This is a genomic window from Telluria sp. RB2R28, assembly GCF_059685835.1.
The window spans coordinates 803,824-820,258 of the sequence record NZ_JCASIK010000002.1 but is presented as its reverse complement, the minus strand read 5'-3'; the positions used below and the strand labels follow the sequence as shown (position 1 = coordinate 820,258).

Below are 16,435 nucleotides of genomic sequence, written 5' to 3'. Positions count from 1 at the left end.
GGGGTAAATAAAGTACGTGCTCTGAAAAAGGTCGGCTATACTGTGTTTTTATACAGTATTTGTCATTTGACATGAGCCCGGCGTGACACAGCCTCCGACCAACCAGCCTCCCGCAGTCACGACCCTGCCGCCCTATGCCGAGTTGTTCTGCCTGTCGAACTTCTCGTTCCTGCAAGGGGCGTCGCATGCCGAGGAACTGGTGCTGCGCGCAGTGCAGCTCGGGTACTTCGCGCTGGGGATCACTGACGAATGCTCGCTGGCCGGTGTCGTGCGCGCACATGCCGAAGCCAAGGAAGCGGGCTTGCCGCTCATCATCGGCGCCCACTTCCATTTGCAGAATCCCGATGGCAGCCCGGCGCCGTCACTGATCCTGCTGGCGCAGAACCGCGAGGGTTACGGCAACCTGTCTGAATTCATCACGCTCGGGCGCACGCGCAGCGAGAAGGGGACGTACCTGTTGACCCCCGATGACCTGGCCGACCCGGCGCCGGAGAACGCGCACCTGCGCCACATGCCCGACTGCCTGGCGATCCTGCTGCCGCCGTATCCGGGGCACGAGGCGCAGGATGTCGACCGCCTGCACGCGCAGGCAGCGTGGATGGCCACGACCTTTCCGGGCCGTGCCTGGCTCGGCCTGACGTCGCTGCACCGCGCGTTCGACGATGCGCACCGCGCCACGGTCGAAGAAGTCGGCTGGCAGCATGGCTTGCCGATCGTGGCGCTGGGCCACGTCTGCATGCATGTGCGCTCGCGCAAGCCGCTGCAGGACACGCTCACCGCCACGCGCCTGAACAAGGCGGTGGCCGACTGCGGCTACGGGCTGGCGCAGAACGCCGAGCAGCACCTGCGCTCGCGCCTGCGGCTGGCCAATCTGTACACGCCCCAAGTGCTGGCCGAGACGGTGCGCGTGGCGCGCCTGTGCACGTTCTCGCTCGACGAGCTGCGCTACGAATACCCGGACGAAGTGGTTCCGCCCGGCCACACGGCGGCGAGCTTTTTGCGCGCCGAAACCTGGATCGGCGCGCACCGGCGTTTTCGCGACGGCATCCCGGCCAAGGTGCAGGCGCAGATCGAGCACGAGCTGGCGCTGATTTCCGAGATGCGCTACGAGCACTACTTCTTGACGGTGTACGACATCGTGCGCTTCGCCCGCTCGCAGCACATCCTGTGCCAGGGCCGCGGCTCGGCGGCCAATTCGGCCGTCTGCTATTGCCTCGGCATCACCGAGGTCGATCCGGCCCGCGCCAGCCTGCTGTTCGAGCGCTTCATCTCGCGCGAGCGCAACGAGCCGCCCGACATCGATGTCGACTTCGAACACCAGCGGCGCGAAGAAGTCATCCAGTACATCTACAACAAATACGGGCGCGATCGGGCGGCGCTGGCGGCGGTGGTGATCAGCTACCGCCCCAAGAGCGCACTGAGGGACAGCGGCCGTGCGCTGGGCATCGACCTTGGCATCGTCGAGAAGGTGGCCAAGACCCACCACTGGTTCGACAGCCGCGCCGACCTGCTGGGGCGCCTGGCCGAGAGCGGCCTGGATCCCGAGGCGCCGCTGTCGCGCCAGTGGGCCACGCTCGCGCAGTCGCTGCTGAACTTCCCGCGTCACCTGTCGCAGCATCCGGGCGGCTTCGTCATCGCGCGCGGCAAGCTCTCACGTCTGGTGCCGATCGAGAACGCGGCGATGGCCGACCGCAGCGTCATCCAGTGGGACAAGAACGATCTCGAAGAACTGGGGCTGATGAAGGTTGACGTGCTGGCGCTGGGCATGCTGTCGATGATGCGGCGGGGGCTGGAGCTGGTGGGCCAGCGCTATGGCAACGTGTTCGAGATGCAGGATATCCCGGCCGACGATACGGCGACCTACGACATGATCTGCCAGGCCGATACGGTGGGCGTGTTCCAGATCGAGTCGCGCGCGCAAATGAGCATGCTGCCGCGGATGCGCCCGCGCGTCTTCTACGACCTGGTGATCGAGGTGGCCGTGGTGCGCCCCGGCCCGATCCAGGGCGGCATGGTCCATCCCTATCTGCGGCGCCGCCAGGGCTTCGAGCCGGTGGTGTATCCGGGCGCCGACATGAAAGTGGCGCTCGAGCGCACGCTGGGCGTGCCGATCTTCCAGGAGCAGGTGATGCAGGTAGCGATCCTGGGTGCGGGCTTCACGCCGGGCGAGGCCGACCAGCTGCGCCGCGCGATGGCTGCCTGGAAGCGCAAGGGCGGGCTGGAACATTATTACGAGCGCATCACGAGCGGCATGCTCGAACGCGGCTACACCCTTGAATTCGCCGAGGCGATCTTCAGCCAGATCCAGGGCTTCGGCGAATACGGCTTTCCCGAGTCGCATGCGGCCAGCTTCGCGCTGCTGGCGTATGCCAGTTCGTGGCTCAAGTGTCACGAGCCGGCCGCGTTTCTATGCGCGCTGCTCAACAGCCAGCCGATGGGCTTTTACAGCCCGTCGCAACTGGTGCAGGACGCGCGCCGTCATGGCATCGAGGTGCGGCCAGTCGATGTCGCCGTCAGCGGCTGGGATTCGGCACTTGAAGAATACGATCCGCACGAGCGCACGCGCCAGCCGGCGGTGCGCCTCGGCCTGTCGCTGCAGCGGGGGATGAAGGTCGACGCGGCCGAGCGCATCGAGCAGGCGCGTGCGGTGCGGCCGTTTGCCGATGTGGCCGACCTGGCGCGCCGCGCGGGCCTGGACCGCAGCGACCTGCAGGTGCTGGCGGCGGCCGGCGCGCTGCAATCGCTGGCGGGGCACCGGCGCGAAGCGTTGTGGGAAGCGTCCGGCGCCGCGCCCGACAAGGATCTGCTGCGTCCGACCGTGCCGCGTGAAGAGGCGCCGGTACTGGCGGCGCCAAGCGAAGGCGAAGAGATCGTGGGCGACTACCGCGCGCAGGGCCTCACGCTGGGCCGCCATCCTCTGGCGCTGCTACGCGAGCGCCTGCTGGCGCAGCGCTTCCTGCCCGCGTCGACGCTGATGGATTTCCAGAACGGCCAACTGGCGCGCGGCTGCGGCCTGGTGACAGTGCGCCAGCGCCCCGGCACCGCCAAGGGCGTGCTGTTCCTGACGCTGGAAGACGAAACCGGCAACGTCAACGTGATCGTGTGGCCATCGCTGGTAGAGCAGCAGCGGCGCGAGGTGCTAAGCGCGCCGCTGCTCGGGGTCTACGGGGTCTGGCAGCGCGAGGGCGAGGTACGCCACCTGGTCGCCAAGCGGCTGGTGGATCTGTCGCACCTGCTCGGTGGGCTCGATACGCGCAGCAGGGATTTCTGCTGATGCACAGCCGCACAGCCGGGGTCAGGTCTGACATTCGGACACGACCTCAGCTTTAGTCACTTCCAAAAGTCTCTTGTCCAGTATAAGCATGGCTCTGTGCCAGCTGGTTCCGATTACTCGACTGTCGAGATCGTGTCCAAATGTCAGACCTGACCCCGGCTTTTCTGTCGAGGTCGTGTCCGAATGTCAGACCTGACCCCGGCTTTTTCTCTGGTCGCCAACTTTCCTGTGGCGGTGGGCCGTTGCGTTGATAGAATGGCCATTGCGTAAATATCACGGGAACAGCATGGACAAGACAAGCCGGGGTAGGGGAACGGGGCGGGTGACGCTCGAGCAGGTCGCGGGTATGGCTGGCGTGTCGATCATGACCGCGTCGCGCGCACTGAGCCAGCCGAAGCTGGTGTCCGAGGCCACGCGCATCAAGGTCGAACATGCCGTGGCCGAACTGGGTTACGTGCCCAATCGCGCCGCGCGGGCGCTGGCGTCGTCGCAGTCGCACGTGATCGTGGTGCTGGTGCCGTCGCTGTCGAATGCCGTGTTCACCGCCGTCCTTGAGGGCATCCACGACGCCGTGGCCCCTGGCCAGTACCAGCTCCTGATCGGCAATACCTATTATTCGCAGCTCGAAGAAGAAAAGCTGCTGCGCACCTATCTGCAGTCGAACCCCGACGGCATCTTGTTCTCGAGCCAGGTGAGGAGCCCCGCCGTGGCCAAGATGCTGGCGGCATCGAAGGTGCCGGCAGTGGCCATGATGGACCTGTCCGATGATCCGGCCGTGCTGTCGGTCGGCTTTTCGCAGTACGAGGCCGGTATGGCCATGACGCGCCACCTGATCGCCAAGGGCTACACACGCATCGGCTTCATCGGCGCGCAGCTCGACGAGCGCACGCTGCGCCGCGCCGACGGCTACCGCGCCGCGATGGCGGCGGCAGGCCTGGCCGATCCTGGCCTCGAGCTGATGGTGCCCGAGCGCTCGACGATCGCGCTGGGCGCCGGCCTGATGGCGCAGCTGATGGCGCTGCGGCCCGACTGCGACGCCGTCTTTTGCTGCAACGACGACCTGGCCCACGGCGCCGTGTTCCACTGCCAGCGGCAAGGCATCCGCATCCCGCAGGACATCGCGGTATGCGGCTTCAATGACTTGCCCGCGTCGGCCTGGATGATGCCGTCACTGACGACGGTCGACACGCCGCGCTACCAGATCGGCTTCGAAGCGGCCGGCCTGCTGCTGCAGGTGATCAAGGGCGAAGAGCCGGCCGAGCGGCGCATCGACCTTGGCTTCACGCTGCGCGACCGCGAGAGTGCCTAAGCGGGATCAGTAGGTTTTGTAGGGCAGGAATTTGCCCGACAAGACCACGTTCACGCGGTCGCCTTTCGGGTCTTCGGTGCGCTGGATATCCATCGAAAAATCGATGGCGCTCATGATGCCATCGCCGAATTCTTCGTGGATCAGCTCCTTGATCGTCGTGCCGTACACGCTGACCAGTTCATACCAGCGGTAGATCAGCGGATCGGTCGGCACGGCCGTCGGCAGCGAGCCTTTGTACGGCACGATCTGCAGCCAGGCGATCGCTTCGTCGGACAGCTCGAACAGCTTGCCGACTGCTTCGGCCTGGGGTTTGGTCAGCGTCATCTGGCCCAGGCAGGCGGCGGTGGTCCATTCCTTCGACAGGCCCGTGACCTCGGTCACGTCGCGCCACTTGATGCCCTTGCGGACTTTCGCGGATACGATCAGTTTGGTGACATCTTCACGGCATGAAATCATGTTGGCTGCTCCAGAAAGTGGGGAAGGTGGGTGCTCACGCTTTGTCTCAGCAAGGCGCGTGCCATGCATGAAATCGACGAAGCAGACACACCGGGCATGCCGCGCCAGCAAGAAGCCAGCAGCATGTCAGCGAAATGCGCACTGCGCAGGCGCAGTCGCCCGAAATGGGTGCATGGCCTGTGGGTTTACATTTCCAGGCGGGGCGCGCACAATCGCGGTATGTTTGTTAGCGGTAACATAAGGCAATGACGACAGAACCAACGAGCGATAACAAGGGAACGGCCTGGGTCATCATGGGCGTGAGCGGCTGCGGCAAGAGCCAGATCGGCGCGCGCCTGGGCAACCAGCTCGGCGTGGAATTCATCGAGGGCGATGCGTACCACTCCGATGTGAACATCGCACGGATGTCGGCCGGTACGCCGCTGACCGACGACGACCGCCACGACTGGCTCGTGACGCTGCGTGACCTGCTGGCACGGCGCGAGGGCGGGGCGGTGCTGTCATGCTCGTCGCTCAAGCGCAGCTACCGCGACCTGCTGCGGGGCGCCGGCGGCGATGTGCGCTTCGTGCACCTGGCTGGCGAGCGCAGCCTGCTGGCCGAGCGTGTCAGCAACCGCCCCGGCCACTACATGCCGCCATCGCTGCTCGACAGCCAGCTGGCAACGCTCGAACCGCTGCAGCCGGACGAAGCGGGCATCACGCTCGACATCCGCGACACGCCGGCGCAGCTGGTGGCGCAGATCCTCGCCCGCGCCTAGGCGCTGCCTGCCGGCGCACTCTGTGCCGGCGTCCTGAAGCGGGCCACGTCGCGCATCGGTGGCAGGCCAAACATGCGGGCATACTCGCGGCTGAACTGCGATGCGCTTTCGTAGCCGACCGTGAATGCCACCGACGCCGCATCGAACGGCTCGAACAGCAGCAGCCGGCGCGCCTTCAGCAGGCGCAGGCTTTTCTGGTACTGAATCGGCGTCATCGCGGTGACCGCCTTGAAGTGGCGATAGAAGGCCGCGACGCTCATCCCGGCCAGCGCCGCCAGGGGGCCAACGCGCAGCGGCTGCGCCATGTGTTCGCGAATCCAGTCGATCGCGCGGCGCACCTGCGACAGGCGACTGTCGGCGTGCGCGATCTGGCGCAGCAAATTGCCATGCGGTCCCTGGAGCACGCGAAACAGGATTTCGCGCTCGATCAGCGGCGCCATCATCGCCACGTCGTCCGGCCGCGCGACCAGCTGCATCATGCGCAGCCAGGCATCGATCAGATCCGGGCCCGCCTGCGCCACGCCGACGTCGGCACCATGCTGAACCTTGCCGGCAGCGGGCAGGCCGGCCAGCATGGCGGCAATGATGGCCGGGTCCAGCGCCAGGCTCACGGCGAGATACGGCGCCGTGCCCGATTGCGCAGTGACCTGGCCGAGCGCCGGCAATGCCACGGGCACGACGAAGTAGCCGGGCGCCTCGATGTGCACGACCTGGCCACCGATGGACAGGCTCTTTGACCCTTGCAGCACCAGGTGCAGCATCGGGCCGTAGACCTGGTTCGAACACGCTTCGGCGCGCACCATCGCCACCCGCGGCAGACCGGTCGCGGTCCAGGTATCGCCCGCGCTCATCGCAATGGCGCGCAGCGCATCCATCGATACGTCGCCTGCTTTGCCTGTCGCATCGGTGATCGCTTTATCCATGCCCGAATATAGCACCGGCCACGCCGGCGAAACGGGCTTTGAGAAGAATAGGCAAGCATGCGCGAAGAACCGGCATGTGGCGCACGCCGCGCCTGCGTAGCATCGTCCTTGTCGCCGGAGCCACTGGGCTTCGGGACACATCGACCAAGGACCCACCATGAAACTGACCAATAAAATCGCCGTCGTCACCGGCGCATCGAGCGGCATCGGCGCTGGCATTGCCCGCGCATTCGGCGCCCAGGGCGCCACCGTCATCGTGAACTACGCCAGCAGCAAGGCGGGCGCCGATGCGGTGGTCGCCTCGATCGAGGCAGCCGGCGGCAAGGCAGTCGCGCTGCAGGCCGACATGAGCAAGGCAGCCGAGGTGGCGGGCCTGTTCGAGCGCGTGAAAGCCGATTACGGCACGCTCGACATCCTCGTCAACAATGCCGGCGTGGCCGTCTTCGAGATGGTGGCCGAGATGACCGAGGACGCGTTCCACAAGCAGTTCAATGTCAACGTGCTTGGCTATTTTCTGGCGATTCGTGAAGCACTCAAGGTGTTCAAGGATGGCGGCAGCATCATCAACATCGGCTCGATCCTGAGCACCGATCCCTACCTGGCATCGAGCGTGTACGCCGCCACCAAGGGCGCCGTCGATACGATGACGTTTGCGCTGGCGCGTGAACTGGGACCGCGCGGCATCCGCGTCAATGCGATCCTGCCGGGCCACACGAACACGCCCGCCACCGCCGGCAACTTTGACGGTGATTTCGGCAAGATGCTGATTGCCGGGACGCCGCTCGGCCGCTTCGGCGAGCCGGAAGACATCGCGCCGGTGGCCGTGTTCCTGGCCTCGGGCGACGCGCACTGGGTCACCGGCGAATCGCTGCGCGCTGCCGGCGGCGTGCGCGGTGTGGGCTACTAGGCTCGGGCTATCAGGCTTTGCCCCGCCAGCGGAGCCTCCACCAAATCATGCGCATCGGATAACCCGGTGCGCGAGATATAGATCTGTTGACGCCTCCCCAAAATCGGACTATATTTTTCATATCGTTTTGGAAACGTTTCCAAGCCCGTATTCCGCAGCAAACCATTCGAGACCAACGCAAAGTTGGCGGCGTGTGGCACGGCAATCCGGCACGGCCACATTTTCTTGTCGAGAGAAAAGAGGAGTCAACGTGAGTCACCTACCCCAGCAACACCGATCCAAATGGAAGCCTTTCCAGCTGCTTGCCGCCGGCCTTGCGCTGGCGTGGAGCGCGCAAGCCACCGCCAGCGTCACCAACCCGGTCATCGGCCAGCTGCTGTGGTCCGAAGAATTCAATGGCGCCAGCGTGAATGCCGGCGTCTGGAACCTGCAGGACGGGAACGGTTGCCAGATCGGCCTGTGCGGCTACGGCAATGCCGAACTGCAGACCTACAGCCCGAATAACGCCAGTATTGCCAACGTGCCGTTCGAATCGGGCACGCGCGCGCTGGCGATCCAGGCGCGCAGCCAGACCGTGGGCAGCAATCTGTTCACGTCGGCGCGGCTCGATACCCGCAACAAGGTGCAGGTGCAGTACGGGATGATCGAGGTGCGCATGGCCACGCCGAACCTGGGCACCGGCCTGTGGCCGGCCGCCTGGATGCTGGGCGTGAGTCCCCAGACCTGGCCGCGCAACGGCGAGATCGATATCATGGAGATGGGGCACAAGGCCGCGGTGCGGGCCGAGGGCGGGGCGCCGTCGTCCAACCATTTCGTCGGCGCGAACGTGATCACCTGGCAGCAGGCCGCCTGCGTGCCTGGCAACGAGAGCTGCGCCGCATCGACCGCGTGGCAGACCGATAACTGGCACGTGTCGGCCACGTCGCTGGCGAATCGCTTCGTCACCTACCGCTTCTACTGGACCGAGAGCCAGATGCGCTTCTCGGTCGTCGACAATGGCGTCGAGCACAATCTGTACAACGCGCCGTTGGCGGTCAATTCGAGCGCGCTGCAGGCGCCGTTCTACCTGCTGCTGAACATGGCCGTGGGCGGCAACTTCACCGATGCGGCCAATGCCAGCCAGGTCACGGCGCCGCTGCCGGGCACGATGTATGTCGACTACGTGCGCGTGTACCAGCTCGATGGCAAGGGGCAGGTCAAGCTGGGCGACCAGACTGCCCCCGAAGTCGCGGGCAAGTTCGGCGTGTTCACCGACAACACGGCGGTCGACGCCAAGCTGGTGCCTGGCTCGAACGCCGACATCTACCTGTGGAATACCGCATCCACCGGCGCCGGCAACACGGCGCCATATGAAGGCAGCAACGTCATCGCCTGGAACTACACCTCGCCGGGCCAGTGGTTCGGCGGCGGCATCCAGGCGCGTCAGGCGCGCAACCTGAGTGCGTACCGGGCCAACGGCGTCGTCAATTTCCGCATCAAGATTCCGGCCAACGTGGGCTTCCGGATTGGCGTGGGCGACACCTATACCAACCAGAACTGGATCAACTTCCCGGCCAATACCACCGCGTATGGCCTGGTGCGCAACGGGCAATGGGCGCAGGCCTCGATCCCCGTCTCGACGCTGCTCGGCCCCCTGGTGGCGGCGCAGTCGATTTTCGATGTCTTCATGATCTCGAGTATCGATGGCAGCCTGCCGGCGTCCAGTTTCCAGTTCGCGATCGACGATATCGTGTGGAAGGCGGGCGGCAATGTGGCCACCAGGATGCTGACGCAAGTTGCAACGACGTCGGCAAGCCAGGCTGGCCCCACGACGCTGGAATTTCGCACCATGACCAAAGGCTGGGCCGACGTGCATTACACCGTCAATGGCGGCGCGCAGGAGAACGTGCGCATGTTGCTGCGCAGCGGCGTGAACACCTTGACGGCCGGTGGACTCAAGGCGGGCGATGTCGTGCGCTATACCTTCACGTACTGGGACACCGCGCGTAACTTTGCAGTCGACACGGCGCCACAGACGTTCACCATGAAATAAACCTTGCCGGTCAGTCCGCCTGGCGGACGGTTACCTGCAAGCGATACGTGCGGCCCGCGTCGATGTTGGCGACGCGGGCCGCAGCCAGTTCAATACCGTCGCAGATCACCACCGTGCGCTCGACTGCGCCGCGCTGAATGTCCACCTCGAACGTCGCGCCGCGGAAGCGCCGCGTGACCGTCATGCCGGGCCAGCCGGATGGCAGTTGCGGATTGACCGTCAAGCCATTCGCATCACCCTTCAAGCCACACAGGCCTTCGATCAGGCAGCGATACACCCAGGCCACGGTTCCCGTGTTGAACAACTGGCTCGAGCGCCCGGCCGTGCGCGGATACTCGTGGTACGCGCCGCGGTAGTAGTTCGGGATGAATACCGGCAGCTGGCCGCGCTGCAGGTAGTCGGCCAGGTCCGGACCGGGAATCATCTTGCGCAGCGCGTCGAAGGCGCGGTCGGCCTCGCCGATCGTGTACAGGCTGAAGATGTAAAACACGGCAGCATGGTTGTAGACCGCGCCATTCTCGGCCGAACCGGGATGCTTTTGCGTGACGCGTCCGATGTCTTCGCGCATCGCGCTGTAGGGTGGGGCGAACATCTGCACGCCGTAGGGCGTCTTTAATTGCGCCTCGATCTCCGGCAGCATCTGCGCGCGCTGCGCGTCGTTTGCGGCGCCCGACAGGAATGCCCAGCTTTGCGGGTTCAGGTAGATGCGGCCTTCGGTATCGGCCGCCACGCCGAACTTGACGTCGTCGTCGGTGATGCCGCGTGCGAACCAGCTGCCATCCCACAGGTGCGCATTGGCAGACGCGTTCATGGCGGCCGCGCCGTCGCGGTAGCGCGCCTGCATCGCTCTATCATTGCGCGCGGCGCAGACATCGGCCCACAGGTTCAGCGCGTAGGCGGCCGCCACGGTCAGCCAGCCCGAAACGCCGCGGCCCTTGTAGCCGACCATGTTCATCGGATCGCACCAGTCGCCCTGTTCGATGTAGGAGAGGCCCCGCGCATCGCGCCGCAGCAAGAGCCAGTCCATCGCCAGGCAGATGCGCTCGAACGCGGATTTGACGTCGCCGCCGTGCGCAGTGATCGCCACGTCGAGGATCGCACCGTCGCCCGTTTCGTCAAGGTAGGCTTGCAGGCACACCGGCAGCCAGACGCAATGGTCGGTATGCGGAATCTGGTTGATGTATTTGAGTTCGGCGCCTTCGAACAGCAGGATCCCGTCCGGCATGGCGCCATTGGCTTCCTGCTGGCTCAGCGCGTGCAGGAAGGCGGCACGGGCAGCCGCCGGCTTGACGAACACCATGCCCATATTGTCTTGCAGGTAGTTGCGGGTCTGCGGGTCGGTACTGAGGCGATTGACGTCGCCGTGGTAATACACCTGGCGTGCCAGCCACGTGTTGACGAAGTTGTCCAGTTCGGGGTCGGGCGTGGCGATCTGCAGCACGCCGTCGCCCTCGGCGATGTAGGCGGCGTAGTCGCGGGCGGCAGCGGCGAAACCTTCCGCGCTCAGGTAGCGCTGGCGCAGCAGGGTAATCTCGGCATCGTCGAACGCGGGGCCGAACAGCAGGCGGCGCGTGGCAGCTTCGCCCGGCGCCAGGGCCAGGCGGTACTGGACGACGGCAGCTGGCGTTTCGTAGCGCGCGTCGCCGCAGGGCAGCAGCGCGTGCGCCAGCGTCGATGGCGCATGCAGGCCGCCTTCGCCTTCGAACACCTTTTGCCCGGTTTCCCAGGCGTCGGGCGCTTGCTCGCACAGCAGCACCGTGCGGTCTTTCAGCAGGCGGTTCTTGAAGAAGTCATCCAGCTTCTGGTACGGCGTGATGCAGGTTGCGACGATGCCGCCCAGGTCATGCCGGTACTCGGCCGACTGGTTCATCCACGACATGTAGCCGACCGTGAAGTACGGGTAGATGCTGATGCGGCGCGGGCGCTCCGACAGATTGGTGACGGCCACCGTCCACAGTTCGGCCACGTCGTCGACCGGCAGCGCGAGTGTCAGGCCGATGCGGATGCCCAGCTTTTCGATCGTCCATTGCAGGTCGGTGCGCCCGACCGAGAACGCATAGCGATCAAGGCCGCCGCGCACCGGTTCGTACGGCGCCGAAAACAGTTCGCCCGTGTCTTCGTCCTTCACGTACACGAAGCGGCCCGGATGGTGGGCATAGTAGTTCTGCTCCGGCTGCATGAACGATTTTGCTTCCATGTTCGGGCCGTGCGAGTACTTGCCGGGTTCGGGCTGCATGAACTGCGCGGTGGCGTAGCCGCGGCAGGTCGTCTGGATCATCATCCTGCGGTTCCACAGGAAGCCGCCTGCCTGCGGCATGGCGGTCGGGCTGGTGAGCACATAGCGGTCGTCTTGCGGGTACAGCATCGGGGCAATCTCCATTGGAATCATGGCGCCGCCTTGCGCGCGGCCAGTTCGGCGCCCATGCGCGCCAGGGCCTTGGCGTCGAGGTTATACAAGCACATCACCAGCACGGCCACCAGCGCAAAGGCGGCCGGCACGAACGACATCAGCCAGACGATGCCGGCCTGCGAGCCGACGCTCTGCGCCGCGTTGGGCACGTAGCCGAGCCAGGTGAAGACGGCGCCGATGACGCTGACTGCCACCGCGGTGCCGAGCTTTTGCGAAAAGGTCGCGGCAGCGAAGGTCATCGCGGTGGCGCGCCGGCCGGTGCGCCATTCGTTGTAGTCGGCGGTGTCGGCATACATCGAGAACGCCAGCGGCGACTTGGGCCCGAGCACGAAGCCCAGGCCTGCCTGCAGCACGAACATCAGGTCGATCCGGTCGGCCGGGATCAGGAAAAACAGCGACGACAGCACGGCGGTGCAGCTCATCAAGAGGATCATCAGCAGCTTCTTGTCGATGAAGCGGGTGAGCAGCGGCGTGCAGGCCGCGCCGATCGCGGCAAACACCATATAGGTCGGCACGAAGGTCGCCATCAGCTCGGGGCGGCCAACGACGTACTTGAAGTAGTAGGCCGAGGTCGTGGTGCGCAGCGTGATCGTCACCATGATCACCAGGGCCAGCACGAACAGCACGACCCAGGGCCGGTTGGACGCCAGGTCGCGGATGTCGCGCCAGACGTCGTTCTTCTGGCCGGGCGGGGGCAGCACGCGCTCGCGCGTATTGAGGAAGGTGATCAGGAACATGACCGATGCCGCCACGCTCCACGCGAGCATCGTCAGCTGCCAGCCGCGTACATCGTCGCCAGCGCCGAGCCACGCCACCATCGCCGGTGTGGCGGCTGTGACGAGCGTGCTGCCGGCGAAGGCAAAGATGAAGCGCAGGCCGTTGATCGTCGAGCGCTCCTGCGGGTCGTTCGAGATCACGCCGGAGAGCGCGTTGTAGGGAATGTTCACGCAGGTGTAGAAGACCATCATCGCCAGATAACTGCCGTAGGCCCACAGCAGCTTGCCGTTGGCGTCCAGGTCGGGCGTGGTATAGGTGAGCACGGCCGCGGCGCCAAGCGGAATCGACATCCAGATCAGATAGGGACGGAACTTGCCGAAGCGGGTATTGGTGCGGTCGGCAAAGGCGCCGATCACGGGGTCGGTGAAGGCGTTGATCAGCTTGATCGAAGCGAGCAGGGTGGCTGCCTGCGCCGCCGAGATGCCGAAGGTGTCGGTATAAAAGATCAGCAGGAAGGTGGCGATATTGGCCCAATAAAAATTGAAGCCCATGTCGGCCACGCCATAGCTGATTTTTTCTCGCCAGGCGAGGTTGCCGCCCGTCGCCACAGGTGTCTCAGGCCCGCGCTTGAACATTGATTGTCTCCAGATATTTTTATGGTGATCCAGCATTGACTGATAACGCTAACATCGGGCAAGTATGGCGCTGCCGGGATGGCGTGTCAACACACTGCGGCGTGCCGACGCGCCGTATTGAAATATGGTGGTTTTGATCATTGCTCTACACTGCCGGGGCAGCTTGCCATACCACGCTTTGACTAGAGGAGTCGATTGACCACCATGATCCTGCCGGCCCGGATGCAATTCCTGATGAACCGCTTGCGCGAGCGCCTGTGGGTCAAGCCCCTGATCGCCTGCGTTCTCTCCGTTGCCGGCGTGGCGCTGGCGCACCTGGTCGACAGCATCCCGATCGACTGGAAGGTGCCGGAAATCGCGCAAGGCTCGATCGTCGACCTGCTCAAGGTGATCGCTGCCAGCATGCTGGGCGTCGCGACGTTTGCCGTTGCCTCGATGGTGGCCGCGTATGCGTCGACCGGGCAGTCGGCCACCGAGCGCGCGTTTCCACTCGTGATCGCCGATGACGTTTCGCAGAACGCGCTGTCGATCTTTGTCGGCGCCTTTATTTTCGCCATCATTGGTTTAAGCGCGACGACCAACGATTACTTTGGCAAGCCGGGCCGCTTCACCCTGTTCGTGCTGACCCTGCTCACACTGGTGATCGTCGTGCTCGTGTTCGTGCGCTGGGTCGACAGCATCGCGCGTCTGGGCCGCCTGGGCGCGGTGATTGCCCGGGTCGAACGGGCGGCCGCCGAAGCAATGGCGCGCCGCACCCGGTTGCCCTGCATGGGCGGCATGGTGGCGTTCGGGCCACCGGCCGGCCTGGCCTTTCACAGCCTGGCGAGCGGCTACCTGCAGCGGGTGGACATGGATGCCCTGCAGCGCATCGCCGCCGAGCGCAAGCTGCGCATCACGCTGGCCGTCGCGCCTGGCGCGCTGATCGTCTGCTCGCGCCCCATTGGGTACGTGCTGCCCGATGGGGAAGACGCCGGCACGATTGAACCGGACCTGATTGCCAAGGCGTTCACGGTTGGACCGCTGCGCCAGTTCGACGAAGACCCGGGCTTCGGGCTGGTCGTGCTGACTGAAATCGGCAGCCGCGCGCTGTCCCCCGGCATCAACGATCCGGGCACTGCCATTGTCGTGCTCAATGCGGTCTACCGGATCTTCGATGCGTGGACCCATCCGGATTTTGGCGTCGAGCCAGACCATGACCGCGTCGAGGTGCCGCCGCTGTCGCTGGACGACATGTTCAACGATATCTTCCCGCCGCTGGCCCGCGATGGCGCCGGGGTGCTGGAAATCGCGCTGCACCTGCAGTGGGTGTGCGGCGAGCTGGGCCGCTGCGGCGATCCGCACCTGCGCGCCGTGGCGCAGCGCCAGGCCGACGAGGCCCTGGCACGGTCGGCCGCAGCCCTGGACTTCGCGCCGGATCTTGCGCAACTGCGCCGCCGGCATGCTGATTATTGGTGGCCGGCATGAGGGCCCGCGCCAGCAGGCTGCGCAGCGTTCTCCTGGCCTGGTGTCTTGCGCCGGCGATGCTGATGCCGGCAACCGGCCTGCGCGCAGCAGAACCCGGCGGCATGCTGCCTTTTTCCGGTGAGCTGCACAGTTCGACCAAGGTGTTCCCTGCACGACTGGCGGCGTTTGCCAGCTGCGCAGATCGCCCGCGCATCTTCGGCAAGGTCGAGGGCAGGCGCTATCGCATCGATTTGCCTGCCGGCACGCGGTGCATGGTCTTTGTCGGCGAGCACGAATGGGAAGCCATGCCGCTCGTCGTCGAGGATGTCAACGTGACTGTGCCGTTGCCGCTGCTGGTGTATGCGAGGCAGGTGCCGCAGCCTGAAGTTGCGCGCGAACTGCTTGAGCTGGGCCGGGACGATCAGGCATTGCGCGGCGAACATGCGCGCCCGAATGATCCGGACGCCCTCGAACGCTTGCGGGTGGGTGATGAGGCGCGTCAGCGGCGGCTGGCGGCGATTATCGCCACTCATGGCTGGCCGACATTGTCGATGGTCGGCTGGGAAGCTGCCAATGCCGCCTGGCTCATCGCGCAGCACGCACCGCTGGCGCGCTTGAAGCCGTGGCTCGCGCTGATGCAGGACGCCGCCGCCAGGCACGAGATCGCGCCGTACAACCTGGCGACCTCGATCGACCGGGTTCTCGTGTACGAAGGCAGGAAGCAGGTCTACGGCACCCAGTATCGTCCGAGCGAACATGGCCTGGGAGAGGCCTACCCGAGCGAAAACATGGACCGCCTCGAGCAACGCCGCTTGCAGATGGGCTTGCCACGCAGATAGCCGCGACAACTTGTTACCAAGTCATGCAAGGCGCATGCCGCGCCGGACGCTTTCCGGCGTAAGCTTCAGGTCTGTCAATTGGAGGGATGAAGATGACGATGACCCGGATCATGGCGCTGGCCGTTGGTGCGCTCGCCGCGTGTGCGGTGCAGGCGCAGGAACTGCTGCCAATCCAGACGCCAGCCGGGCCGGCGGTACTCAAGGCCGATCAGCTGCACGAACCTGATCCTTTTGCCGAAACGCGGCCGGCAGGCTCGCGCCTGTATGGGGCAAACGTTGTCGCGCAGCCCATTGACCGTGTGCTCAAGGGCTTCCGGCGTGACCCGCAGCTGGTTGGCGGTGTCAAGGTCACCCCGAATGTCGCGCTCGAGGCCGGTTACGTCAATCTGCCAGACCGCGGCCTGTACCGGGTCGAGCAGGGCAGGCCCGAGGATGCGTCGGAGGTGCTCGGCGCCAAAGGTTCGAGCAACCATCTGGCCGTCAAGCTATCGACGCCCGAGGACGAGCGCCTGTCGGCGTATGCCAAGGCGGGGGTTGCCTACAGCGTGCTCAAGCGTGGCGTCAATGCCGGGTCCGAGACGGGGCTGTACACGGGCGGCGGCGCAAAACTCAAGCTCGACAAATCAACCTCGGTCAACGCCGAGTTTGCGCGGCACGGCAACGCGGCCAAGAAGCTTGGCAGCGTCGTCAAGGACGGCATCAAGGGAAGCATGCAGATGGGATTCTGATCCC

At 65.3% G+C, this 16,435-nt stretch carries 12 protein-coding genes; 8 read left to right on the top strand and 4 right to left on the bottom strand.

Features of this window, described 5'->3' with window-relative positions:
- Positions 1-82: 82 nt before the first annotated feature.
- Positions 83-3,274, top strand: a complete 3,192-nt coding sequence (locus AC56LV_RS11240) for an error-prone DNA polymerase (RefSeq protein ID WP_499557647.1) — start codon at positions 83-85, stop codon at positions 3,272-3,274.
- Positions 3,275-3,560: 286 nt separating this feature from the next.
- Entirely contained in the window at positions 3,561-4,583 is a 1,023-nt protein-coding gene (gene gntR / locus AC56LV_RS11235; protein ID WP_499557645.1) for an HTH-type transcriptional regulator GntR, read from the top strand.
- A 6-nt stretch (positions 4,584-4,589) separates the two neighbouring features.
- On the opposite strand, the gene cynS is transcribed toward gntR, so the two are convergent.
- Positions 4,590-5,039 (bottom strand): cyanase, encoded by a 450-nt coding sequence (cynS, locus tag AC56LV_RS11230; protein WP_499557643.1) that lies wholly within the window; start codon positions 5,037-5,039, stop codon positions 4,590-4,592.
- 245 nt (positions 5,040-5,284) lie between these two features.
- Between cynS and AC56LV_RS11225 the strand changes: the two genes are divergently transcribed.
- Positions 5,285-5,797 carry a gluconokinase gene (locus tag AC56LV_RS11225; RefSeq protein ID WP_332531443.1) on the top strand — a complete coding sequence of 171 codons (513 nt, stop codon included), beginning with the start codon at positions 5,285-5,287 and terminating at the stop codon, positions 5,795-5,797.
- On the opposite strand, the gene AC56LV_RS11220 is transcribed toward AC56LV_RS11225, so the two are convergent.
- Positions 5,794-6,720, bottom strand: a complete 927-nt coding sequence (locus AC56LV_RS11220) for an AraC family transcriptional regulator (protein ID WP_499557641.1) — start codon at positions 6,718-6,720, stop codon at positions 5,794-5,796. The two genes, AC56LV_RS11225 and AC56LV_RS11220, sit on opposite strands and share 4 nt — an antisense overlap.
- 157 nt (positions 6,721-6,877) lie before the next feature.
- Between AC56LV_RS11220 and AC56LV_RS11215 the strand changes: the two genes are divergently transcribed.
- Both AC56LV_RS11215 and AC56LV_RS11210 read left to right on the top strand, forming a co-directional pair.
- Complete coding sequence (locus AC56LV_RS11215) at positions 6,878-7,627, top strand: SDR family NAD(P)-dependent oxidoreductase (RefSeq protein WP_499557639.1); 750 nt, start codon at positions 6,878-6,880, stop codon at positions 7,625-7,627.
- 250 nt (positions 7,628-7,877) lie between these two features.
- The gene (locus tag AC56LV_RS11210) at positions 7,878-9,659 is read left to right on the top strand and encodes a glycoside hydrolase family 16 protein (protein WP_499557637.1); all 1,782 of its coding nucleotides are present in this window, start codon (positions 7,878-7,880) and stop codon (positions 9,657-9,659) included.
- A gap of 10 nt (positions 9,660-9,669) precedes the next feature.
- On the opposite strand, the gene AC56LV_RS11205 is transcribed toward AC56LV_RS11210, so the two are convergent.
- The gene (locus AC56LV_RS11205) at positions 9,670-12,048 is read right to left on the bottom strand and encodes a GH36-type glycosyl hydrolase domain-containing protein (protein ID WP_499557635.1); all 2,379 of its coding nucleotides are present in this window, start codon (positions 12,046-12,048) and stop codon (positions 9,670-9,672) included.
- On the bottom strand, positions 12,045-13,421 hold the full coding sequence (locus tag AC56LV_RS11200) for an MFS transporter (protein ID WP_499557633.1): 1,377 nt from the start codon (positions 13,419-13,421) through the stop codon (positions 12,045-12,047). The genes AC56LV_RS11205 and AC56LV_RS11200 overlap by 4 nt, the downstream gene beginning before the upstream one ends.
- A gap of 204 nt (positions 13,422-13,625) precedes the next feature.
- On the opposite strand from AC56LV_RS11200, the gene AC56LV_RS11195 reads away from it, so the two are divergent.
- The 3 genes from AC56LV_RS11195 (at position 13,626) to AC56LV_RS11185 (ending at position 16,431) form a co-directional block, all read left to right on the top strand.
- Positions 13,626-14,885 (top strand): DUF2254 domain-containing protein, encoded by a 1,260-nt coding sequence (locus AC56LV_RS11195; RefSeq protein WP_499558002.1) that lies wholly within the window; start codon positions 13,626-13,628, stop codon positions 14,883-14,885.
- Positions 14,882-15,703, top strand: a complete 822-nt coding sequence (locus AC56LV_RS11190) for a DUF6624 domain-containing protein (protein ID WP_499557631.1) — start codon at positions 14,882-14,884, stop codon at positions 15,701-15,703. Before AC56LV_RS11195 ends, AC56LV_RS11190 begins: the two co-directional genes overlap by 4 nt.
- A 92-nt stretch (positions 15,704-15,795) precedes the next feature.
- Positions 15,796-16,431, top strand: coding sequence for a putative outer membrane beta-barrel protein (locus tag AC56LV_RS11185; RefSeq protein ID WP_499557630.1), 636 nt, complete (start codon positions 15,796-15,798; stop codon positions 16,429-16,431).
- Positions 16,432-16,435: the final 4 nt, after the last annotated feature.